Origin of the sequence: Microcoleus sp. FACHB-672 (assembly GCF_014695725.1) — a bacterium.
Lineage (GTDB): Bacteria > Cyanobacteriota > Cyanobacteriia > Cyanobacteriales > Oscillatoriaceae > FACHB-68.
Genome location: NZ_JACJOU010000013.1, coordinates 104,303 through 127,727 on the forward strand (window position 1 = coordinate 104,303; position 23,425 = coordinate 127,727).

The window sequence follows — 23,425 nt, forward strand, 5'->3', positions numbered from 1 at the left end:
CCGTGAATTGGGTTCCCAAGGTACATTAGAAACAACCGATAGGCAGCGAAGTGGGATGGCGCACCATGTCTTTTCAAATTGAACAAGGATTATTTAAGTTTGACTTCACAGATCATCACGCCATTTTAGGGGTTCCTGTTGATGCGGAGTTTAATGACATCCGCAAGCGGTATCTCAAGATTGCTCGTCGCCTGCATCCTGATAGTTGCAAGGCTGACAATGAAGCGGATAAACAACTAGCGAGTGATCTATTTTCAAAGCTAGTGAGTCCCGCTTACACGAAATTCTCCAATGAGCGTGAACGTGCGGAATATTCTGTCCTTTTAGGGTTGATGGGAAAGCGCTGTCTTCAAGAGGCATCTAAGATCCAACTTCACAGTGATCTGGCAAAACAGTTATCTAAAGCAGGTGAGTTTGAAAGAGCTTACAAAACTTTAGTAGCAAATTTGGCAGAAACTGAGTATCAATCTTTATCGCAAACTCTCAACGTGATTGCCCAAATCAGTGAACTCAATATGGTTTATCTGATGCGGCAAGAAAGTAGAGGCGCAGTTGTCGGGCAAACCCAGCAGACTCAAAAGCCGGCAGCAACAGGGATGCCGGCAGCTTCAACTCGCCCCCCAGCCGCAGCTTCCACAACTGCCCCCCCACCGCCACCGCCTCCAAAAGCGGAGTCACGGGCGGAAGGATACTACCGGCGCGCGGAAGATTGGATGAGCAAAAACAATTTTGCTCAAGCCATTATCGAACTGCGGGACGCCCTCAAGCTTGAGCCGAATAGTAGCCAGTGTCATGGCTTATTGGGGATGATTTATGTGAAGCAAAATCAGGCAACAATGGCTAAGGTTCATATTAATAAAGCCTTGCAGTTGAACCCTGAAGAGAAAGTAGCACTCGATGCGAAGAGATTGCTAGAAAAGCCGCCTCAAAAAGGTGGAACCAAGGGTGGGACATCCAAAACATCGCCGAAATCAGGTAAGCCCGATCAGCCCGGTGGTGGTATCTTTGGAGGGTTGTTTGGAGGTGGCGGGAAGAAAAAATAATGGTTTATCAACCACCAACCGGCGCGAGGGATTTATTACCCCTCGATGTGGCTCAAAAACACTGGATAGAAGAGCGCTTGCGAACAGTTTTTCGCCGCTGGGGCTATCACCGAATTATTACCTCAACCCTAGAGCGGTTGGACACGCTGATGGCTGGGGGTGCTGTCCAGCCATCGACTGTAATCCAGCTGCGCGATGCCGAGGATGAGGTGCTGGGGTTGCGCCCAGAGTTGACGGCTTCCATTGCCCGTGCGGCGGTGACTCGCATGGCGGGGACAACCTATCCCCAGCGCCTTTACTACAATGCCAATGTGTTCCGCACAGCCGGCGAAGGGATTCACGGCGGGCAGCAGGAGTTTTACCAAGCTGGGGTGGAATTGCTCGGTGCCGGCGGCGTGATGGCGGATGCCGAGATTTTGCTGCTGTTGTCCCAGTGCTTGCAGAGTTTGGGGCTGAACCAATGGCGGGTGATTTTAGGGGAAGCCGGCTTGATGCAATCGCTGCTTGCTGCTTTTGAGCCGGCATTGCAAAATCAGGTGCGGCACGCAATTGCCCATCTAGATCGCATTGCTCTAGAAACCTTGCCCCTCTCCCCCGATCAGCGAGAACGAGCGCTGTTTTTGTTCGATTTGCGGGGACGCCCTGCTGACGTGCTGCAACGTGTCGGTCAATTGAGCTTGGATGCACATCAGCAGCAAATTGTCAATAATCTCAAATCTCTGGTCGAATTACTGAACGAGTCGTCAGCATTTCCAGTAATTTTGGATCTGAGCTTGATTCAAACCTTTGACTACTACACCGGCATTGTCTTTGAAGTCGTCAGCGAAAGCGAAGCAGGACAGCAAGTGTTAGGCCAAGGCGGACGCTATGACCAACTGCTGGGACTGTATCATCCTCAAGGGGAAACCTATCCGGGGATTGGGTTCTCGCTGAATATTGAAGACTTGCACGCCTGTTTGCTGCCAGGGGGTCAACTGCCGGCTTATACTGTGCCCAGTGATTGGTTAGTCGTGCCGGTGAGTTCTCAAGCGGATGCTGCTGCCTTTGCCTACGCCCAAAAACTCCGGCAAGACGGTGATTTAGTTCGGGTTGAGCTAGATTTCGGGCAGAGAGAAACACCCGAAGCCGTGCGAGAATACGCGCAGCAACGCCGCATTAAACAGATTGCTTGGGTCAAGGATGCCGGTGAACCGGAAATCGAAACGTTAAGCTAACGATTAAGAACTGCTGAGAGAGGAAGAACACTGTGCCGCACACGATTGTTACTAACACCTGTGAAGGCATCGCGGATTGCGTTGATGCCTGTCCAGTGGCTTGCATTCATCCCGGCCCTGGTAAGAATACGAAGGGAACGGATTGGTACTGGATTGACTTTGCAACTTGTATTGACTGCGGCATTTGTATGCAGGTGTGTCCTGTAGAAGGAGCAATTGTTGCAGAAGAACGCCCTGAGTTGCAAAAGACACCGCAATAAGTTTTGGGTGTCTGAGTGTATTTATGGCGCAGAGGGATGCAGAGCTTTTGACAGAAAATTTAAAGAAAACTCTAAGTCTGCGTTCTTCTGCGTTAAAAACTATTTTTATAAGTGGGGAATTTATAACTAGAGATAAACACAGATGAATTATTGATTTTTATTTGTCTTTTCATCTAAACAATCAACCTCTAGTAAAAATCTAAAGTCCCCATACCCAATGACATCAAACTATTAACCTTATCTGCGGTTTAAAAAATCAACCTTTGCCACATCTGCGTTTATCTGCGTGCATCTGCGGTTAAAAAATAAAACTTTGCCACCAGCTTTCTCTTAATGCTGCAAAAATTATAATGATAGACCTGCTGCTAGTCATGACTGTGGGGTTTCTTGGCAGTTTTGGCCACTGTGTAGGAATGTGTGGCCCCCTAACTGTGGCATTTTCTCTGTCGGGCAAGTCAGAAACTCAGCCTAGTTGGCAGCAACAATTTTATTTTCATTTCCTATTAAACTTCGGACGAATTGTTAGTTATGCCTTAGTAGGTGCCGCTATTGGGGCATTAGGTTCTGCCGTTATAGCTAGCGGTCAATTGGCCGGCATTGGTAGCGTTTTGCGCCGACTGATTGCCATTTTCACCGGCATCCTACTCGTCTGGTTTGGTTTAGTGCAAATTAAACCAGAACTCTTGCCACGTCTGCCGGTGTTTCATCCACTGGCAGAAGGCAACTGGCACAACCGGCTTCAAAAAGCAATGCTCAACCTCTCCACACAAAACAGCCGATGGACGCCGGCATTATTAGGACTGGTGTGGGGTTTAATTCCTTGCGGTTTTCTCTATGCCGCCCAAATTAAAGCCGCCGAAACCGGCAACCTCTGGATGGGTGCGGCAACCATGTTGGCGTTTGGGCTGGGAACAATGCCAAGTATGCTCGGTGTGGGCGTTTCCGCATCGAGATTGAGCGCAAGCCGGCGCAGCCAACTCTTTAAGCTAGGAGGCTGGGTTACGCTTACGATTGGCATCCTCACGTTGCTGCGGACGGATGAAATGGTAGATTATACCGGCCATGCGGCGCTGCTGTGTCTGCTTTTAGCCCTGATCGCCCGTCCCATCAGTCGATTGTGGCCGGCACCCCTACGCTACCGTCGCGCTTTGGGTGTGGGAGCGTTTGTGCTATCGGTGGCTCACACGTTTCACATGATGGAGCACACGCTGAACTGGAATTTTGACGCTGTCTCCTTTATGTTGCAACAGCATCAGGCGGGAATGTGGGCCGGCATTTTGGCGCTGGTATTGATGATCCCGCTAGCACTCACCAGTTTTGACCGTGCTGTGAGTTATTTGGGAACACGCTGGCGACTGTTGCATCTGTTAAGTGTGCCGGCGTTTGTGTTGTGTGCCGGTCATGCTGTGCTGCTGGGTTCCCATTATTTGGGGGCGTTGGAATGGACTTGGGGCAGTAAACTGAATGCAGCTTTACTGGGAGCGATTGCACTGGCTGTATTGCTGGTGCGGTTGCGCCTGTTTTGGTCAATTCTATTTTTAGAAAGATTTTATGCACCACCGTCTCAACGCTAGTCAATTTCTAGTGGGTTTACTGCTGTGTTCTTCTGCACCGGCTCTGATTTTGCCGGCTTTGGCACATAATGTTGAAATTTCTGGGGATGTTGCTGCAACTTTTCATTTGGAACCGAATCATAACCCGAAAGCTGGAGAGCCGGCTAAGGTTTGGTTTGCGCTGACTCGCAAGGGTGGCGCAACGATACCGTTGGAGAAGTGTGATTGTCAGTTGGCTATCTTTTCGTTGCCGCGTGCTGCTAATGCTAAGCCGTTGATGATGCCGGTTTTAAAAAGTATTAATGCTGAACGATATAAGGGAATTCCGGGTGCTGATGTTGTGTTTCCGAAGGCCGGTTCTTATGAGTTAGAATTCAGCGGATCTGCTAAGGTTGCGGGGGATTTTCGGGCTTTTCAGATGAAATATCGGGTTAATGTCAGCCGTTAACTGTCAGAAACAGAAGCCGGAATTAAGAGATTAGACGAAAGAAAATTCTTAATTCCCTAATCTCTCAATCCCGGCTAAGACTGATGTTACAGACTGGACATAACTTCCCGTGCTGCTGCTAAGGTGCGGTTAATGTCGTCGTCTGTGTGGGCGAGGGAGGTGAATCCTGCTTCGTATTGGGAGGGGGCGAGGTAAATGCCGTGTTCTAGCATTCCGCGATGAAATCGGCTGAATTTGCCTGAATCTGACTTTTTGGCGTCTTCGTAGCTATGAACCGGCCCGCCTGTGAAGAATAGGCCAAACATGGCGCTGATTTGTCCTCCGCAGGCGGCATGGCCGGTTTCGTGGGCGATTTGCACTAAGCCATCTGCGAGTTTTTTGGTGATTTTGTCAAGCTGCTCGTAGGTGCCTGGTTTTTGCAGCAATTCTAGGGTTTTGATACCGGCTGTCATGGCGAGGGGGTTGCCGGAAAGGGTGCCGGCTTGATACATTGGCCCTGCGGGGGCGACCATTGACATGATATCTTTGCGTCCACCGTAAGCGCCGACGGGTAAGCCGCCGCCGATGATTTTACCGAGGGTGGTTAAGTCGGGGGTGACGCCGAATTTTTCTTGAGCGCCGCCGTATGCGATTCTGAAGCCGGTCATGACTTCGTCAAAGACGAGCAATGCGCCGTTTTCTTGGGTCAGTTCGCGCAACCCTTCTAAGAAGCCGGCATCGGGGACAATGAAGCCGGCATTGCCGACAACGGGTTCTAAAATGACGCCGGCAATTTCATCTGGGTTTTCGGCAAATAAGGCTTTAACGGCCTCTAAGTCGTTAAAGGGCGCTGTGAGGGTGGTGTTGGTTGCGGATTTAGGGACGCCGGGAGAGTCAGGTAAGCCCAAGGTGGCCACCCCGGAGCCGGCTTTGACCAAGAACATATCGGCGTGTCCGTGGTAGCAGCCTTCAAATTTAATGATTTTGTCGCGGCTGGTGAAAGCCCGCATCAAGCGCAGGACAGACATACACGCTTCTGTCCCGGAGTTGACAAAGCGCACCATTTCAATACTAGGAACGGCGTCGATTACCATTTCTGCCAGCACGTTTTCTAGCACGGAGGGGGCACCAAAGCTTGTGCCTTTTTCTAGGGCATCGTGTAGGGCGCTGATCACCTCTGGATGGGCGTGACCGCAAATTGCTGGCCCCCAGGTGCCGACGTAGTCGATATATTGGTTGCCGTCAACGTCCCATACATAAGCGCCTTTGACCCGATCAAAGACGATGGGTTGTCCTCCAACAGATTTGAAGGCACGGACTGGGGAGCTGACGCCCCCTGGCATGAGTTTCTGGGCGGCTGCAAAAATTTCTTCTGATTTGGTGGTGTTCAGGCTTGTGGTAATCAAAATTTATCTCCTCTATCAGTATTGTTTAATATAGGGCAGACGGCGCTGTCCACCCTACCGTTTTGTTTTATTAAACGCAAAGTCACAGGCTTGATGAATGATGGCTTAGGGTTGCGCCGGCACGAGAAACCCGCTTTCATTCCCGCTACATTTTTGCAGAATTGTTTTATTTTATAATCAACTTTCGTGTTTTAAACTTTAAATATTCTTTACATATCTTTAGTGGGTCTAAGTATAGTAGAATAAGTTGTCCGGTGGCCGGGAATCTTTAAGTACAAACGCGCCCCGAAGTTTTCTGTATCGTTTGAACCCGTGTTTATTGGCACTAAACCTACAATCAATTTATGCCTACTCCTGAAGTGACGCCCTTATCCCAATCTATCCCTGTAGAGAAAATTCGCTACAACGAACAGGGACTGGTGCCGGCAATTGTGCAAGATTATCTTGATGGCACGGTGTTGATGATGGCTTGGATGAATCAGGAATCTCTGCAAAAAACCCTGGAAACTGGAGAGACTTGGTTCTGGAGCCGATCACGTGCGGAATTATGGCATAAAGGCGCAACTTCGGGTCACATTCAGAAGGTGCGATCCCTCCGCTATGACTGCGATAGTGATGCGTTGCTGATCAGCGCTGAGCAAACGGGGGATATTGCTTGCCACACCGGCGAACGTAGCTGTTTTCATCAAGTAGACGAGCAAATTGTAGCGCCGCCGGCTGATATGTTGTCTCAGGTTTTTAAGGTGATTTGCAACCGGCGTGATCGTCCTAGTGAAGGTTCTTATACTGCTAAGTTGCTTGCCGGTGGGGATAACAAGATTCTTAAAAAAATTGGGGAAGAGTCGGCTGAAGTGGTGATGGCTTGTAAGGATGACGATCCAGATGCAATCGCTGGCGAAGTTGCGGATTTATTTTACCACACGTTAGTTGCTCTGGCGCACCATAAAGTTGATTTGCGAGCCGTTTATCAAAAATTTCATGAGCGCCAGCGCTCTGACTAATCTAGAAACATTATGCTGAGCTAATGAACGAATAATCGATAACAAGTTGCTGGAGAAAAGCAGAAAAGTAAAGTTGAATGAGGGTTGCTGGCATCCGAGGATTGCGAAGGTTTCATCGGTTAGGAAAATTGACCGCAGAAATTATTTTCTTTGAGGAACAAGCCGATCAAGATACTGCAAAATAAAAATGGTGAGGCCGACACTCAGGGCTAAAGCCGCCCACAAGCTATCAGCAAATGGTCTCGGCAAATCTAGCGCCCAGCCGCCTAAAGGGGGGCCAATCATGTAGCCGACTGCCCAGCAGAGGGAGTTGATAGACAGGTAAACGCCGCGCAAAGTTGTAGGGGCTAAATCGACAACGAGGGAGGAGGCGGCAGGGGTATAAGCAACGGTGGCGATTGCCAAGACGGCGAGTGCTAGCATTGCCCAAGCGATCGGGTAAGTTGTGGTGATGCCGGTGATCCCGATTAGGGTAAATCCGATTGCCCACAATATTGCTGAATAGATTAATGTCTGGGGATGGCTAAAGCGCCTCAAAAACCGGGCTACCGGCATCTGGCACACAATTAAAAGGGCAATGTGCCAGGTAAACAGGGCGCTAATGGTTGCTGTTGAAAATCCTTGATTGCTACCTTTAACGGCTACAAAATTACTGAAATAAAGGGGTGCAGTCGATTGGATTTGGGCGATATAAGTGGTAAATAACATGTTAACGAGGACGTAGACAAGAAGCGCTCGATCTTGCAATGCGATTTTCCAACCGTTTTTGAAAGATTGGTTGGATTTTGTTTTTTTATTTGTGTTGGTTGATTTCAGTTCTGGGGCGGGTTTTGCTGCCGGCTGATAAGTTTCTGAGATAGCTACCCAAATGACGCCAAAGAAGACTAGGAATGAAATGCCGTCAATCACAAATAGCAGCCGGTAAGCGCCGGTGAGTGAAATCAAAGCGCCTCCGAAAACTACGCCAAATTGCAAACCGAGACTATCTCCTAGTCGGGTTATGGCATAAGCTTCATGACGGGTTTCGGCATTGGTTAAATCTGCAATAATTGCTTCGGTTGCCGGCCAGTATAAACCAACACCGAAACCTAAAAGTAAGTTACCGGCAACTAAGAGGGGGAAATTATTCGCAGAGGCTAGGACGAATGATGCGCCGGCACATATCAAACACGAGAGTAAAAGTGTGCGCCGGCGTCCCCATGTCGGTGAGTCTGCCCAAGAACCGCTAAAAATGCGCCCGAAAATGCCAGAAACTGATGCGCTGCCTAAGGCTATTCCCACAGCAGTTTTTGTTAAACCCACCCGATCTGCAAAAAAAATGGGTGCGTAAAATAAGGTAAAGCCGGTGCCAATTCCTGATAGTAATCGACCCGCTACTAAAATCCAAACTTGGCGTTTTAGTTGAGGTATCCACGAGAAAAGTTTTTGTTTTAGCAAGGATTTCATTGAGTAAAGCTAGTTCAGCAATAGATTCTTTTTAACCGCAGATAAATTTAGAATTTGGGAATTTTTGCAAGCGGTTTAATTTTAATAAAGGCTGGTAAAATTTTAATGAGGCTCATAGATCGATGTTAATTGGCCCTTGCTTCTGCCGGCGTGGGTAATACCACCCTTATGAGTAGATATTTACCAGCTTGCTATGGTTACACAGACGACGCTCATCATCATAGGGATAGGCATTGCGCTGAGTACACTCATCCTGGGACTGATTTTTGCATATTACCGCGCCGGCTCGCGAAAAAAAGCTGGAATTCAATATTACAACCAGGGAATCACTAAGGCTAAGCGAGGAGACTGTGCGGGAGCAATTGAAGCTTTTACTCAGGCATTGCGAGTCAATTCCAATTTAGTAGAAGCTTACATCAAGCGGGGAATTGCGCGAGCTAAATTAGGACAGCAGCAAGAAGCTATTGAAGATTTTACTCACGTTATTATAATAAATCCTACCGATGCCAATGTTTATATGAACCGAGGAAATATTCGAGCTGATATAAACGATATGCAGGGAGCAATTGAGGACTATCGGAAAGCTGCTAAACTATTTTTTGAGAAAAAAGATCAGGCTAATTACCGGCAAGCACTCAGTGCTTTTAAACAGCTACAGCGCCGGCAAAAGCACCCAACTAAGGAAAGTAGTTCCTCTCAAGCCGATGAAGAAGTCTTCAATCAAGGATTATACAACGTTAAAATAGGCAATTATAAGGGAGCCATTGAAGATTTCAATCAAGTCTTGCAGCTTGCTCCTCAATCCGATAAAGCTTACTATAACAGAGGAATGGCTCGTTTCAAACTCAGCGATAATGAGGGAGCAAAAGCAGATTTTACTCAAGCCTTAAAGATTAATTCGAGATATGCAGAAGCTTATTTAAGCCGAGGGAGTGTTCACCGGAAACTCGGTTCTTACCAGCCAGCGATTCAAGATTTCACGCAAGCATTAGAACTTAAGCCTAATGATGCTCACGCTTATTATAACCGAGCTATCACTTACTCTGAACTTGGAGAGAAACGCCGTTCGCTAGATGATAAACGAAAAGCTTTAGAAGATTATCAAAAAGCAGCAAACCTATTTTTTGAGCAGGGAGACATGGTGAATTACAATCGGGCAATGAAGAATTTACCGGCAATAGAGGCAGGTGACATCGATTCGCAGCCGACACAGAACAATTCTAGCTTACCCAGTTCAACAACTTGTTCTAGCAATGCAGATAGAGAAAATCAGAGAAGCTTACCAAGCCTTAAACTAGAAAGGAAACTCATCAATCTTTTAAATGGCAATCGCAGTGCGGCTGAGCGATTAATCGAACAGACGAGATATAAAAATCCTGGGAAATCAGAGAATTGGTATTGGGAAAAAGTGATTTATGACTTGGAGCGTGATCGCCGGCAGTAAAATCATGCAACAGTCGCCATACCCCGCATCCAGAGAGCCATCGCTCATTTCACTAAGTAGTAATCTCTATTTACACTCAAAAAAATCTGTAAATCGCCTGAGTTTCTTAAAAACACTGGCATCGTTGAAGAGAAAGTAGATGCCACCCTGAAAAAATCTACGAAGCGCAGAAACACTGCTAGATTGTTTCTTCAAATAACTGTAGCACTTTTTACATTTATCTAAAAACCGCCATTGTAAACATTGTGAGGGTGAGAAGGCCAATTTTTTAGAAAAACCAGGATGATTAGCGTTGACAAACCATTTAGGATTGCTAGAGTCAGCACCGGCAAGGGTCTTATGAGGGAAAAACCTTTATAAGCCCGTAAATTACCCGATAACCAGCAACAAATTGTGATTTTAACAGGATTGCCCTGAGTGCTGCGTAAAATTGATTAAAGTACCGCCATAGCTCAGGGAGTATCTCAGTTTGGCAAAAACATCGTTCCTCCAGCAAGTTTTATCAAAGTGCCGGCAGTATGGGCTGCCGGTGCGATGCCCCCCAAATGGAACCCCTTCCCATTAAATGGTGTACCTGCCATCCACCGCCAAAACCCTCATCGCTCAGATACAAGCTGTGGAAATTTACAGTCACTTTTTCTATTACCGGGGAATGAAAAAGGCTCAGCATGGAGATTACAGAGGAGCAATTGAGGACTGGAATCAGGAATTGCAGCTGCATCCTGATTTTGCTCCCGCCTACTTTGATCGGGGCAATATCCGCCGCAAACTGAGAGATCCTCACGGTGCCATTGAAGATTACACCGAAGTTTTGCAGATTTCTCCTGACTGTGTCGATGCTTTTTTCAAACGAGGGAACGCCCAGCGTGAACTTGGAGAGAATGAAGGCGCTATCGAAGATTATACTGAAGTGCTGCGGCTCAATCCCTACTTTGCTGAAGCCTACAATAATCGGGGCAATGCCCGCCGCGAAACAGGAGACGCTCAGTGTGCGATTGAAGATTACAACAAAGCTCTACATCTTAATCCCTACTACGCCAAAGCCTACTACAACCGGGGGCTGGCTCATCGCCTCCTGGGAAAATCTCTGGCAGCCATTGAAGACTACAGCCAAGCGATTCGAGTCAATCCTGACTATGCCAAAGCTTACTACAATCGGGGTTTCACTTACTGCGATTTGGGAGTTAAGCAAAAAGCCCTCACAGATTTGCAGCACGCCGCCAATCTGTTTTTGAAACACCGGCACATGACAGCCTACCGCAAAATCATCAAGGATCTTAAAAACTTAGAGGGTTAAAGCAGCGATTTTAAGTTGCCAGATGTTGGTGTGCGAAGCCGGCAACCAATGAGCCATAACATATAAGGTTGAGTTGATTCCTAAGAAGTAGATTTTTTATGAGTGTGGCACCGTTTCTATTTGTAACCGATTTAGACAACACCCTCGTGGGGGATGACGACGCGTTAGAAGTTCTCAACCAGCACCTGAGTCAACATCGGCAAGCGCACGGAACTAAAATCGTTTATTCTACTGGACGATCGCTCACCAGTTATCGGCAGCTGAAAGCGGAAAAATCGCTCCTCGATCCGGATGCCTTAGTCACATCTGTTGGAACCGAAATCTACCATTCCAACGATGATACGCCCGATCCTGCCTGGGCAAACACCCTTTCCCAAGCCTGGGATCGGGATTTAGTGGTTGCCAGCACTAGCCATTTTTCCGATCTTGTGCCTCAGCCACAATCTGAGCAACGCCCCTTTAAAGTCAGTTATTTTCTCACAGAAGAAGCCGCTGTAGAAGTGCTGCCTCAGTTAAAAACTGTGTTAAAAGAGCGCGGTTTAGATGTCAAGCTGATCTACAGCGGCGGCAAAGACCTCGATATTTTACCCCACCACGGCGACAAAGGGTTAGCCATGCAATTTCTGCGCCGGCAGTTAGGAATTGATGCCAAACAAACCGTGGTTTGCGGTGATTCTGGTAATGATATTGCTTTGTTTGCTGTTGGCGAAGAACGCGGAATTATTGTGGGGAATGCCCAGTCAGAATTGCGCCGGTGGCATGAGGCTAACGCATCAGAGGTTTTATACTTGGCAAAAGCTTCTTGTGCCGGTGGCATTTTAGAAGGTTTAAATCACTTTGGCTTTTTGTAATCTCATGCCGGTAAACTTAGCTTAAATTAAACCTGCCTCCTTCGTCGGGCACGTGAGGCCCGACATTAAATTTAAGGGCAAAGCATTCGGATAGGAAAATTGCCGGCATTCTTGATAAATTGCTTTCCGAATGCTTTACCCCTACAGCCTTCATTTTTGAAGATTATTGTGCAAGTTCTGACTCGGCTAATTTTGTAGCTCAGTGATTAGATTCTTGAACTAAACAGTCGAGTTCTTGCTGCATTTTGCTGCGGACTTTTTCATAACACTCATCTACATAATTACGGTTGCCGGCAGCCTCACGCCCGTAGCGATCAAATACAATGGGAGCACAGACGCGAGTGTGAATGGGCAACGGTAGCGGAATGTGCGGCAAAGGGCCAATTCCTAACCCCCAAGGCAATCCTAAATAAATCGGAAAAACCACCGGATCGATGCCGAGTAACCAAGGCATTCCCCATTCATGAAGTTGCCGGATTTGCTGATAAAAATCTGCCAAGATAATTAAAGAATCATGAGCGCCGGTGGAGATAATCGGTACGATTGGCGCTTCTTCTCGCAATGCCAGTTTAATAAAGCCCTTACGCCCCGCAAAATGAATTTGATGGCGTAGACTGTGAGGGCGAAAAGCATCCTCAGCGCCGCCTGGATAAACAACAACGGCTGCATCTCGTTGGAGAGCACCCATTGCCATTTTAGGATGAGCAACGACAGCCCCGCAATTCACTGCTAATCGGGCGAGTTGGGGTACAAATTTCCAAATCGTTGGGTGCATCAGTCCGTAGGCTAAACGTTCTGTACCAAATCTGCGAAACCAGTCATACATAAACATAAACATATCGGGCACAATGATGCCGCCATTGTGAGAACCCACAACCAGCATCTTCCCCTCTGCCGGCAGATGATGCCAGCCATCAGTTTTCACCTGAAAATAGTGATCATAAAGCCATTCCCATATCGGCAGGAAAAACTTTATGACTTCAGGATCTCGCTCATCTAATGACCAACCATCAAACCGAGGGTGAGAGCTTTGGCTATTGCTTACCGGCTCACTTTTCGTAAGATCAAAAAAATCTAACACGGGGTTTTAACGACTCCACACACCAAAATTGCACTGTTTAGAATATTAATGCGAACGTGGCTATGAAGTAAAAAAATACTGCTTTTTCGCTTCTAGCCGTATCCGAGGAGGGTTGAGGTGCAAAGTAGAGAAAGACAGCATTCGCTGCAAAACTGAATAACTTGCCCAGATGAGTGAAAAACTTCCTAAACCGATAACAATTAAAAATAAGTCCGCGCTGTAGCAAAATACTCGCGAGGAATTATTCATCGGTTAAATCACTTTTGGGTTGCGTTTCACGGATGGAAATAATCGTAAATTTGCTGAGCTAAACGCGGCCCAATTCCAGGTGCTTCAGCTAACTGTGCGGGAGTGGCTGCACGGATGTAGTCAATTGAGCGAAAATGCGCCAGCAGTTGCTTTTGCCGCTCAAATCCTAAACCGGCAATTTCATCTAAGCGAGAACGCTTTAATGTATCGCTTCTCTGCTGCCGGTGGAAAGTGACGGCAAAGCGGTGCGCTTCATCTCGCAGCCGGCGCAACAACTGCACACCCGGCTGTTCTGCCTCTGTTTGGAGTGGCTGCGACTCACCGGGTAAGAAAATTTCCTCTCGCTGCTTGGCTAAACTCACCACTCGTAACTCTTCCAGCAAATTCATCTCCTGCAATACCGCAACCACTGATGAGAGTTGACCTTTGCCGCCGTCAATCATCACCAAATCTGGCCAATCGGGATTACCGGCCCGTTGCAATTTCGGATCTTCAGCATACTTGCGAAAACGACGCCCGATTACCTCGGCAAGGCTGGCAAAGTCATCTGAATGACCGGCCTTAACGTCAGGATTCTTGATTTTGTAGTGCCGATAATGCTGTTTTGCCGGCAACCCATCAATAAACACAACCTGGGACGCCACCGCATTGGAGCCTTGGATGTGAGAAATATCGTAACCTTCAATGCGGTGCGGCAAATCTGCCAAATCGACAATTTCAGCTAAATCTTGCATAGCTTGGGAATTGCGATCCCCCAGCTTTTGCATCCTCGCCAATTCATGCTGAGCGTTCCGCTCCACCATCTCAATCAATTCTGCCTTCAGTTGCCGCTGTGGGGCAAGAATGGTCACTTTTCGACCCTTGCGTTCACTTAACCAATCGGCCAGCATTTCCGCTTCTGGCAACTCATGCTGCACCAAAATCTCAGCCGGAATTTCCACCGGCTCTACAGTTTGATAATGTTCCTCTAACACTCGCTGTAAAATCGCTCCCGATTCGATTTGAGGCGAAGCAGAGAGGGGAACTGGGGGAGTGGGAACTTCGGCAACAAATCCCAAGCGTCCCACTAACTGGCCGGCACGAATTTGGAAGAGCTGAACGCAGGCGTGTTGCGCGTCAGAGGATAGAGCAATCGCATCCCGCGACACGGTATCATCCGGCAAAGAAACCTTTTGGTCGGCATTGAGCGCTCTTAAACCCCCAATCTGATCGCGAATTCGCGCCGCCTGCTCAAAGTTAAGCTGTTCTGCGGCTTGTTCCATCTGCGCTTTCAAGATGTCTGCAAGTTCTTGCGTTCTTCCTTGGAACACCATCGCGATTTTCTGCACGATTTTGCGATAGTCTTCCGGGGAAATCAGCATCTGACAGACACCCGGACAACGTCCCAAATCGTAGTTTAAACAAGGCCGGTCTTTAAACAGCGGTTGAGGTCGCTGCCGCAGGGGGAAAATGCGCTTGATGATATGCAAGGTGTTTCGCAACAGGCGCACATCAACATAAGGCCCATAGTAGCGGTCTTTTGCTTGACTGGCTCTGCGCTTGCGGGTAATGAAAATGCGGGGGTAATCTTCTGACCAAGTAATGCACAAATAAGGGTATTTCTTGTCATCTTTCAGCAACACGTTAAAGAAGGGCAAATGTTGCTTGACAAGATTTGCTTCTAGTGCAAGTGCTTCGGCTTCTGTATCCGTGACAATAAATTCAATTTCCGCCACCTGCTGCACCATCATAGCGATGCGTTCGCTGAGGTTCTGCCGGTCACGAAAATAGGAACGGACGCGAGAGCGCAATTTCTTAGATTTACCGATGTAGAGGATGCGATCACTCGAATCTCGCATCAAATAAACCCCGGGTTCCCCCGGAATCTCCTTGAGCCGGCTTTCCAAGCGGTCTGGATCTTTAACAAGCGGCAGCGTTTTGGTGGATGGCATGACAGGCAGGCTCGCTCAATGTCTAACACCATCATAGAAAAACCACGGCCTACAGGAGGGAGGAATCCCCACCTAGATTTCCGTATATCTAACGCCGCCATGAGATCCAGCCGGCTGAAGGCCGCTTTGTTGTTGAGATTGTTGGCGAATGGGAAGTTCAACCACAAACTCTGCTCCTCTATCAGGAGTCGAAATGCACCTTAAAAGACCGTTATGTTTTTCCTCTACAATTTGGTGGCTAATTGATAAACCAATGCCGGTGCCTTTACCGATAGGTTTTGTCGTAAAAAATGGTTCAAATAGGTGGCTTTGGACATCCTCACTCATACCAGGGCCATTGTCTGTAATTCGGATCATCACTTTGTTATCATCGCTCGCTTCAGTCCGAATCCAAATCTTATTAGGATGAGCTTTGATGTCGGCGGGAGAACGCTGTCGGTTGTAATCTTCTAAGGCATCAATTGCATTGGCTAAGAGATTCATAAAGACTTGATTCAGAGAGCCGGCATAGCACTCGACTTGAGGCAAATTCCCATATTCTTTGATCACTTCAATCGCGGGCCGGTCTGCTCTAGCTTTGAGCCGGCTTTGCAAAATCAGCAGCGTACTATCAATCCCCTCATGAATATTTACCAACTTCATTTGCGCTTCATCAAGTCGCGAAAAGATCCGCAGCGATTGGATAATTTCGCGGATGCGGTCTGCCCCAACTTTCATCGAACCCAGCAGTTTAGGCAAATCTTCTATTAAAAATTCTAGGTCGCTTCTCTCAATTTCTTTCTCAATTTCTGGCCCTGGATCTGGAAATTTTAGTTGATAAAGATTCAAGATTTTTAGCAAGTTTTGAGTATAGGTATGGGCGTAGGAAAGATTTCCATAAATAAAGTTGACTGGATTGTTAATTTCATGAGCAACACCAGCCACCAACTGCCCTAAAGAGGACATTTTTTCACCCTGAATGAGTTTAGTCTGGGTTTGTTTCAATTCTGCAAATGCTTGTTCTAACCATTTAGCTTGGGTTCGCATTTGTGCTTCTGATTGCTGCGATGCCATCTCCGCACTCAGGCGATCTTCGATTTCCTGTTTCAGCATATCGTTGGATTGCCTGAAACGCTGATTAGATTGAGAAAGTTCAGTAGTTCTTTCCTCAACCCGGTTTTCTAAATCTACGGTCAGTTCTAAGAGATCCATTTGTGCGACGGTTCGCTCTTTTATCTCATGTTGCAATTGCAAATTTTGTTCTTGGAGCTTTTTAGTTAAGTTGTGAATTCTCATGTGGATATTGACACGAGCTAAAACTTCTTCATGCTGAAGTGGCTTAGTGATGTAATCAACTGCCCCCAGTGTTAAGCCTCTCACCTTATCGACGGAGTCAGAAAGCGCCGTCATAAAAATTACGGGGATATCTTTGGCTGATTCATTTGCTTTCAGCCGGCGGCACGTTTCAAATCCATCAATTCCTGGCATCAACACATCCAGTAAAATGAGATCGGGCGGTGCGTATTCCACCTGCTCAAGTGCATCTTCACCATCCTGTGCCACAAAAACCTTGAAGCCGGAATTACTTAAGAAATCAAACAAAACTCCTAAATTGGTGGGAGTGTCATCGACGATTAAAATAATGCCTTTCTCAGCGTTTTTAACACTCATTTTTCGCTTCCTCTATATTTTTTTAAAAATTCTCGAATTTGTTTAACTTTGAAGCCTTTCGCGAACTGCTTCAGTTCTGTGGAAAATGGGATATATTGACTATCCAACTCCTCTAGTTTGGTTGCTTCCTCCTGAATGCCTGAGAGGTCGCCCATCATTGCCAAGTCCCAGAAAACCGCGATTTCTTCTGCCGGCGGCGCTACCATTGAGTCGTTATTTTTGAATCCTAAGTCCTGAGTTTTTTCGGGTTTTTTAGCTTTTTCATGGGGGGTTTCTTCGTAAACCCATTCCAGCTTCAAGTGAGTTCGTAATTTTTCTAAAAGTTCCTCAGATCGCACCGGCTTAGAGAGAAAGTCATCGCAGCCGGCATCCCAACTTTTTTGCTGCTCAAACTCAAAAACGCTGGCTGAGGAGGCAATCACCACCACACCGGCAAATTCGGCAGACTTGCGAATGCGTCTGGTTGCTTCAAAGCCGTCCATCACCGGCATCACCAAGTCTGTCAAAATTAAATTGGGTTCAAATTGGGCTGTTTTTTCCAGGCATTCTTGACCATTTGCCGCTTCAGCGATTTCAAATCCCAAAGGTTGTAGCAACCCAACTAAAATTGAGCGATTTTCTTGCTTGTCATCCACTACGAGAATTCTTCGATTCGTGCCTTTGAAACCAATAATTGTTCGCTCGTCTAATTTAAAGCGATTATTCAATTCTGGCAGTGTCAGTAAATCCAGCTCGAAAAAGAAAGTGCTGCCTTTTCCGGCGGTACTCTTCACCTTAATTTCGCCGCCCATCATCTCGACTAATTGCCGGCTAATTGCGAGTCCTAATCCCGTTCCTTCTGCCTTACGATTGTGTTCACCCACCTGATGAAAGGGCACAAATATCTCGGCTAATTGTTCAGCAGTCATGCCAACGCCGGTATCTTCTACTTGAAAGCGAATTCTGACGATTGGAGATTGGGAATGAGAAATGGGGGAATTGCTAGATTCTTCAGTTGAGACAATTCCAACTTTGAAGACAACACCACCGGCTTCAGTAAACTTAACAGCATTGCCCAGTAAGTTAATTAAAACTTGTCGCAATCGTTTCTCATCGGCTTGGATGCCGGCGGGAAGTTGAGTTAGGGGTTCATAAATTAGCGAAATTCCTTTTTCGTTGGCACGAATCTGGCAGATTTCGGTAATTCCTTCTAAAAATTCAGGAAACCGAAATTCATTGGCGTGGATTTCCATTTTCCGCGCTTCGATTTTAGAAAGGTCTAAAATGTCATTAATCACATTTAACAGGTGATCGCCGCATTGATAAATAATATTGACGGAATCTTTGTGTGAGTTACTTAAATTCCTGTCTCGTTTAAGGATTTGAGCATACCCCAAAATTCCATTGAGGGGCGTTCGCAGTTCATGGCTCATATTTGCTAGGAATTCGCTCTTGGCGCGGCTAGCTGATTTAGCTATTTCTTCGGCTTTTTGCAAGTGGATATTTTTTTCATTTAACTCTTGGGTTCGCTCTTCTACTTTGGCTTCTAGAGTGTGATAGAGTTGGGCGTTTTCTAGGGCAACTGCAGCTTGTCCTGATAATATCCGCAAGACTTCTACTCGCCTGGGGGTAAAAGCACCTGAAGTTAAATTGTTTTCCAGGTAAAGGATGGCGGTGAGTTGACCTTGATAAAGGATAGGCGTGCAGAGAACTGATTTTGGTTGATGTTGGGTGATGTAAGGGTCGGTGTTAAAGATTTCCTCGCTTCTTGCATCATTTAATACGAGTTCTTTCTGAGTTCTGGCGACATAATTAAGCACCGACATCGGTAACTGCTGGCTCGTTGAAACCGGCACCGATTCCAGCACTCGTACCTCATCTTTAGTCCCGGTTGCTTCTAGGAAAAGTTGTCCTTTCTTTGACAAGACGAGCGAGCCGGTTTGTGCGCCGGCATTTTCTATCAATATTTTCATTAACTTGTCAAGCAAGTTAGACAGTACAATTTCACCAGAAATAGCGTGTGATGCTTTCATCAACGTTGTTAAATCTAGCATTTCTGAAATTGCCGAGCCGGTGGAAGTGACGGTTCCCTGCATCGTCTGCGTAATTGGCTCCGTTACCTTTTGATTCATTTTCTGCTGAAGGACGGCAGCAAGTAATTGCGGATAGTGTTTTTCTAAATGCTCTACTTTAGTGATTGCTCCCCAACGCACATAAGCATAGTAAGCATTCGTCATGTAAGTTTGGGCAATGATTTCTTTACCCCATAACAGATAGAATTTAGCAGCCAATTCGTGAGCGAGTGCTTCTTCGTTGATGTACTCGTTTTCTTTAGCGAGAGCAATCGCGCGATCATACATCTCCATTGCCTCGACATTCTCACTCAATACCCGATGCCGTTCTGCCTTTACTAGATAGAATTTGTGCAGATGATTCATTGGGGCATGATGTGCCCATTTCTGCATCTTTTCTTGATTCGCTTGTACTTTGTCGAGAATGCCCTGTTGCTCTGACTCTGGGCAATCAATATACACTGCTAGCCGTACTAAAGAATCGTAAAAATGGAACAGAGGAACCAGAGGCAATCCTACCATTGCATTTAAATAGTTCTCGGCTATCGTAGTATTTTCAATTGCTTGAGAGTAGTTTTCAAACAAATAACAAAGTGAAATTTTATTTGAATATGAGTAAAAAATTGCTACATTATCATTGGCTTCCTCATGCAGCGGTAACCTTGTTTGCTCGTCGTACGCTTTACCCTTTAGAATGCAGGGATTTTCACTTCTTCCTAGTAGATTTAAAACAGCCTGCCAATAAATTTCTTGTAAATTAAGTGCGGTTTCTTGCTTAACTTTATAAATAGCATCTCTGTAATTTGCCATCTCTGTTTCCAGTCCAGTTAGTTCTTTGCCGCTAAAGTAAGCGCAATAGGAGTACACTATTAGACCAAAAGTAGCCCACTCTAAATCTCCCGTCTCCATTCCGCTAGCGTAAGCTAACATTAAAGGTTCCAATGTTTCTTTGAGATGTTCTTTCCAATGTCGGGTAAATATATTTACGATCACAACTGTCTTGGCTTTGATTTCTTTAGCATTTAACCTCGACAATAGACTTAATGCCAATTGACCGAACTGATAACCTGAATTAATATCTCCGACAATGCCACAAAGAAAAAGACCATAATTGGCATAAGCAACGGCTGACACAGAAGCATTACCATATTGAATGGATAATTGTACTTGTTTGCATACTGTCAAGGGCAGCAGTGTAGGAGCAGCAATGTATGTAGCAGCAAAGATACTTGACATAAGTCTCATGGCTGCTAGTTTATCGGGATCACTCATTAGAGGTAGGTCAATTAAATCCTCAATTCGTGTTCCACTCAAAATTTCCGCAGTTTCCCCTAATGCTTGCCCAATATCTGATGGGTTCGGCTGAGAGGGAAACTCCACTCCTAAAAGCTTTAAAACTTCTAGCGCTGTGTTAACCGCTTCTAGCAGCTTGTTCTGCGACACATAAGCTTGAATCAGGATTTCATAGACTTTCACTTTGCCCAGTAGCGTTTTAGCGCAGTTTTGTACAATTTCAACGAATCTTTGCATTCGCTCAAAATCACCGCTCAAAAAAGCGCTCTCTGCTGCTTCCTCATGCAGGGCTAATGTTAGTTCATATTGATTAGCCCAACTATTAGATGTCAACAGTTCTAAACCGACTTGCAAATATTTGACGGCGGAATCGTGTGCTGTCGCTGCTTTTGCTTTTTGGCCGGCAATCAAATTCAGCTCAGCCAACTCATATTTTTCAGACTCTGAGGTGAGGAATTCAGTCCCGTAATTCAGTTGATTAACTAAGGTAAAAATATTCTCTTTTCGGTCTTCTGGCGTTGTATTTTGCAGCAACAGTTGACCAATTTTTAAGTGCCTCTGTTTTTTCTCTTGCTCAGGAATCAAAGAATAAGCGGCTTGCTGCACTCGGTCGTGTAAAAACTTGTAGTCAACTTTAACATCGGTTAAGGTAATCCCGGCAGATTCCTCCTGAGTAAATGCTAAGGGAATTTTGTACTCATTACTTAAGGGTAAAATCAACCCCGCCTGAAGTGCCGGCCACAATTGAGCCGCCGTAGCTAAGGAAGACGCCTCATTCACAACACTCAAGACTTCTAAGTTAAATGTGTTGCCAATACAAGCTGCTAGTTTTAAAACTTTTTGGGTATCTTCGGGCAATTTGCGAATATTTTTAGCAATCAATTCAACAACGTTATAATCGGTGATGCCAATGGCTTGAATTTGCTCAAGATTCCACTGCCAAATTCCCGAATACACGTCATAAATTAACAAATCTTCTTGAGCCAGTGCTTTGAGCAGTTGCGTTAAGAAGAAGGGATTGCCTTGTGTTTTATTAAAAAGCAGTTCGGCTAGCTGCTTTGACTGGACATATTCATTTAACGTATCGACGATTAATTGTTCGACATGAACGAGTTCTAATGGGCCGAGTCCAATATTATTTACTGTCGCACCCATTTGACAAATCTTCTCAATCGTTTGAATTGTTGGATGGGTTGGAAAAACTTCGTTATCCCGATACGCACCAATCAGCAATAAATACTGGCTATCGCTATCAGTCATCAGCAGTTCAATTAATTTCAGGGAGGCTGAATCGGCCCACTGCAAGTCGTCTAAGAAGACAACAAGGGGATGTTCTTGAGCTGTAAATACGCCAATAAATTGTTTGAAGACGCGGCTGAAACGGTTTTGGGATTCACTTGCCCCCAGTTCGGGTACGGGGGGTTGTTTGCCGGTTATTAGTTCGATTTCGGGGATGACATCGATAATGACTTGCCCGTTCACGCCTAAGGCAAATAAGAGTTTTTCTTTCCACAGGTGAATTTCTGATTCACTTTCGGTCAGTAATTGTTGAATTAAGGATTGGAATGCTTGAATTAGGGAAGCATAAGGAATATTTCGTTTGAATTGGTCAAACTTGCCGGCAATAAAATAGCCCCTTTGCCGGACGATGGGTTTGTGAACTTCATTGACTAAAACGGTTTTGCCAATCCCAGAATAACCGGAAACAAGCATTAATTCGGTTCGGCCACCGGCAACGCGATCAAAGGTTTCTAAAAGCGTTAAAACTTCCGCTTCGCGACCGTAAAGTTTTTGCGGAATATTCAATAAACCGGCTCGATCTGCACTGCCCGGAATAAAATTAGAAACGCTGCCGGTTGTTTGCAGTTTCATCACACAAGTTTCTAGATCAAACTTTAACCACTCGGCACTTTGATACCGATCTTCAGCCATTTTGGCTAATAACTTCATCACAATCGATGAAATTGCCTCTGGAATTTCTGAATTGAGCTGTTGAGGCGGCACCGGCATTTTCGCAATGTGGCAGTGAACGAATTCTAAAGGATCAGTTGCAGAAAAAGGCAATTGACCTGTCAGCATTTCATAGAAAGTCACACCCAAAGAGTAAAAATCAGTCCGATAGTCTAATAACCGATTCATCCTGCCGGTTTGCTCCGGCGACATATAGGCAAGGGTGCCTTCCAACAAGTTGGGATTACTGAGGGTTTGGTTTTCTCTTTCCAAGCGAGAAGAAATGCTAAAGTCGATAATTTCAACCTGGAATGTTTCGGGGTTAATTAGAATATTGTGAGGCTTGATATCTTTATGAATAATCTTGTTTTTATGCAAGTCTCCTAAAATTTTAACTAATTGAATCGCAATGATTAAAAAATCATTGTTATTCAATTTATTTTTATCTGTCAAAAAATCTTTGAGAGACTTGCCGGTAAAATGTTCTAAAATCAGGGCCAAACCATTTTGAGAATTTTCTAAGGCGATGGATTTTACGACTCCTTCAATCTCCAGATTCTCCAAAATTTTATATTCATGTCTTAAGCGGGTAATATCGTCTATGGTGGGATACTCAGCTTTAAGAGTTTTAACAATCACTGATGTGTTCGCTATTTCTCTTATCCCGCTATAAATAATTGTTTTAAATCCTGTATGAAGCGTTTGATTTAGTTGGTAGCCAGGTAGTGTAATAGTCATTTTAGTTAAGTAAAACTTGGTAAGTTTAATAGATTTCTCTAAGGTGGGAAAAAAGACAGAGTCTTGAAAGTTTAGTTGCTCAACTGGCTCGAATGTAAACTTGCTCTCTCTCCCAAGCTAGCGTTTCTAGACAACTCTCCTAAATTGTCTCGCAGCATTTAGCTTCCCTTATAGCTCTTTCAAAGGAGGCAACTAGGTTAAACTCCTCCAGGGAAACGGGTATGATAGCAGCTCACTTACAGAGATCGTATCTTAGCCAACCGTATCCTTGCGCGAAGGCAATTTTTCGAGAGAAAGCCCTCACGGGTATAAGATGGGTTTGCCGGCTGAGGTGAGAGTCGAGAAGATAGATTTATAAAATCCTATGAGATGAGCGTATTATTCAGAATGCCCAAATTTATCAAAAAACTCTGACACTTCAATAAAATTAAAAATTAGTCCTGGTAAACGTTACATTTCTTAAGTAAATATAAAAAAACGCAACGAATTTGCGATCAACAGCCGGCTTTAGGATTTTCCAGTAAAACCAGCCGCCGGAAC

15 protein-coding genes are annotated in these 23,425 nt (G+C 45.7%); 9 read left to right on the top strand and 6 right to left on the bottom strand.

Going from position 1 to position 23,425, the window contains the following annotated elements:
• Window positions 1-65: 65 nt before the first annotated feature.
• The 5 genes from H6F56_RS08450 (at window position 66) to H6F56_RS08470 (ending at window position 4,518) form a co-directional block, all read left to right on the top strand.
• Window positions 66-1,043, top strand: a complete 978-nt coding sequence (locus H6F56_RS08450) for a J domain-containing protein (protein ID WP_190666766.1) — start codon at window positions 66-68, stop codon at window positions 1,041-1,043.
• Window positions 1,043-2,257 carry an ATP phosphoribosyltransferase regulatory subunit gene (locus H6F56_RS08455; protein WP_190666768.1) on the top strand — a complete coding sequence of 405 codons (1,215 nt, stop codon included), beginning with the start codon at window positions 1,043-1,045 and terminating at the stop codon, window positions 2,255-2,257. Before H6F56_RS08450 ends, H6F56_RS08455 begins: the two co-directional genes overlap by 1 nt.
• A gap of 32 nt (window positions 2,258-2,289) precedes the next feature.
• Window positions 2,290-2,517 (top strand): indolepyruvate ferredoxin oxidoreductase subunit alpha, encoded by a 228-nt coding sequence (locus H6F56_RS08460; RefSeq protein WP_190666770.1) that lies wholly within the window; start codon window positions 2,290-2,292, stop codon window positions 2,515-2,517.
• Window positions 2,518-2,867: 350 nt separating this feature from the next.
• Entirely contained in the window at window positions 2,868-4,091 is a 1,224-nt protein-coding gene (locus H6F56_RS08465; protein ID WP_190666772.1) for a sulfite exporter TauE/SafE family protein, read from the top strand.
• Window positions 4,069-4,518, top strand: coding sequence for a hypothetical protein (locus H6F56_RS08470; protein ID WP_190666774.1), 450 nt, complete (start codon window positions 4,069-4,071; stop codon window positions 4,516-4,518). Before H6F56_RS08465 ends, H6F56_RS08470 begins: the two co-directional genes overlap by 23 nt.
• Before the next feature lie 86 nt (window positions 4,519-4,604).
• Here the strand turns inward: H6F56_RS08470 and hemL are convergent, their stop codons facing one another.
• A complete protein-coding gene (gene hemL, locus H6F56_RS08475) occupies window positions 4,605-5,903 on the bottom strand; it encodes a glutamate-1-semialdehyde 2,1-aminomutase (protein ID WP_190666776.1) in 1,299 nt (432 codons plus the stop codon).
• Between the two features lie 344 nt (window positions 5,904-6,247).
• Between hemL and hisIE the strand changes: the two genes are divergently transcribed.
• The gene (gene hisIE, locus H6F56_RS08480) at window positions 6,248-6,904 is read left to right on the top strand and encodes a bifunctional phosphoribosyl-AMP cyclohydrolase/phosphoribosyl-ATP diphosphatase HisIE (RefSeq protein ID WP_190666778.1); all 657 of its coding nucleotides are present in this window, start codon (window positions 6,248-6,250) and stop codon (window positions 6,902-6,904) included.
• Between the two features lie 141 nt (window positions 6,905-7,045).
• Here the strand turns inward: hisIE and H6F56_RS08485 are convergent, their stop codons facing one another.
• Window positions 7,046-8,341 carry an MDR family MFS transporter gene (locus H6F56_RS08485; protein WP_199312670.1) on the bottom strand — a complete coding sequence of 432 codons (1,296 nt, stop codon included), beginning with the start codon at window positions 8,339-8,341 and terminating at the stop codon, window positions 7,046-7,048.
• 202 nt (window positions 8,342-8,543) lie between these two features.
• Here H6F56_RS08485 and H6F56_RS08490 point away from each other — a divergent pair, with 202 nt between their 5' ends.
• The 3 genes from H6F56_RS08490 (at window position 8,544) to H6F56_RS08500 (ending at window position 11,942) form a co-directional block, all read left to right on the top strand.
• The gene (locus H6F56_RS08490; protein WP_190666782.1) at window positions 8,544-9,794 is read left to right on the top strand and encodes a tetratricopeptide repeat protein; all 1,251 of its coding nucleotides are present in this window, start codon (window positions 8,544-8,546) and stop codon (window positions 9,792-9,794) included.
• Window positions 9,795-10,359: 565 nt separating this feature from the next.
• Entirely contained in the window at window positions 10,360-11,091 is a 732-nt protein-coding gene (locus H6F56_RS08495) for a tetratricopeptide repeat protein (protein WP_190666784.1), read from the top strand.
• Between the two features lie 98 nt (window positions 11,092-11,189).
• Window positions 11,190-11,942: a sucrose-phosphate phosphatase gene (locus tag H6F56_RS08500; protein ID WP_199312649.1), complete on the top strand. Its 753-nt coding sequence runs from the start codon at window positions 11,190-11,192 to the stop codon at window positions 11,940-11,942.
• A gap of 199 nt (window positions 11,943-12,141) precedes the next feature.
• On the opposite strand, the gene H6F56_RS08505 is transcribed toward H6F56_RS08500, so the two are convergent.
• The 4 genes from H6F56_RS08505 to H6F56_RS08520 all read right to left on the bottom strand — a co-directional run bounded on the left by H6F56_RS08505 (window position 12,142) and on the right by H6F56_RS08520 (window position 22,885).
• A complete protein-coding gene (locus tag H6F56_RS08505; protein WP_190666786.1) occupies window positions 12,142-13,023 on the bottom strand; it encodes a lysophospholipid acyltransferase family protein in 882 nt (293 codons plus the stop codon).
• A 275-nt stretch (window positions 13,024-13,298) separates the two neighbouring features.
• Complete coding sequence (gene uvrC / locus H6F56_RS08510; protein WP_190666788.1) at window positions 13,299-15,203, bottom strand: excinuclease ABC subunit UvrC; 1,905 nt, start codon at window positions 15,201-15,203, stop codon at window positions 13,299-13,301.
• A gap of 72 nt (window positions 15,204-15,275) precedes the next feature.
• Complete coding sequence (locus tag H6F56_RS08515) at window positions 15,276-16,853, bottom strand: response regulator (RefSeq protein WP_190666790.1); 1,578 nt, start codon at window positions 16,851-16,853, stop codon at window positions 15,276-15,278.
• Entirely contained in the window at window positions 16,850-22,885 is a 6,036-nt protein-coding gene (locus H6F56_RS08520) for a hybrid sensor histidine kinase/response regulator (protein ID WP_190666792.1), read from the bottom strand. Before H6F56_RS08520 ends, H6F56_RS08515 begins: the two co-directional genes overlap by 4 nt.
• Window positions 22,886-23,425 lie beyond the last annotated feature (540 nt).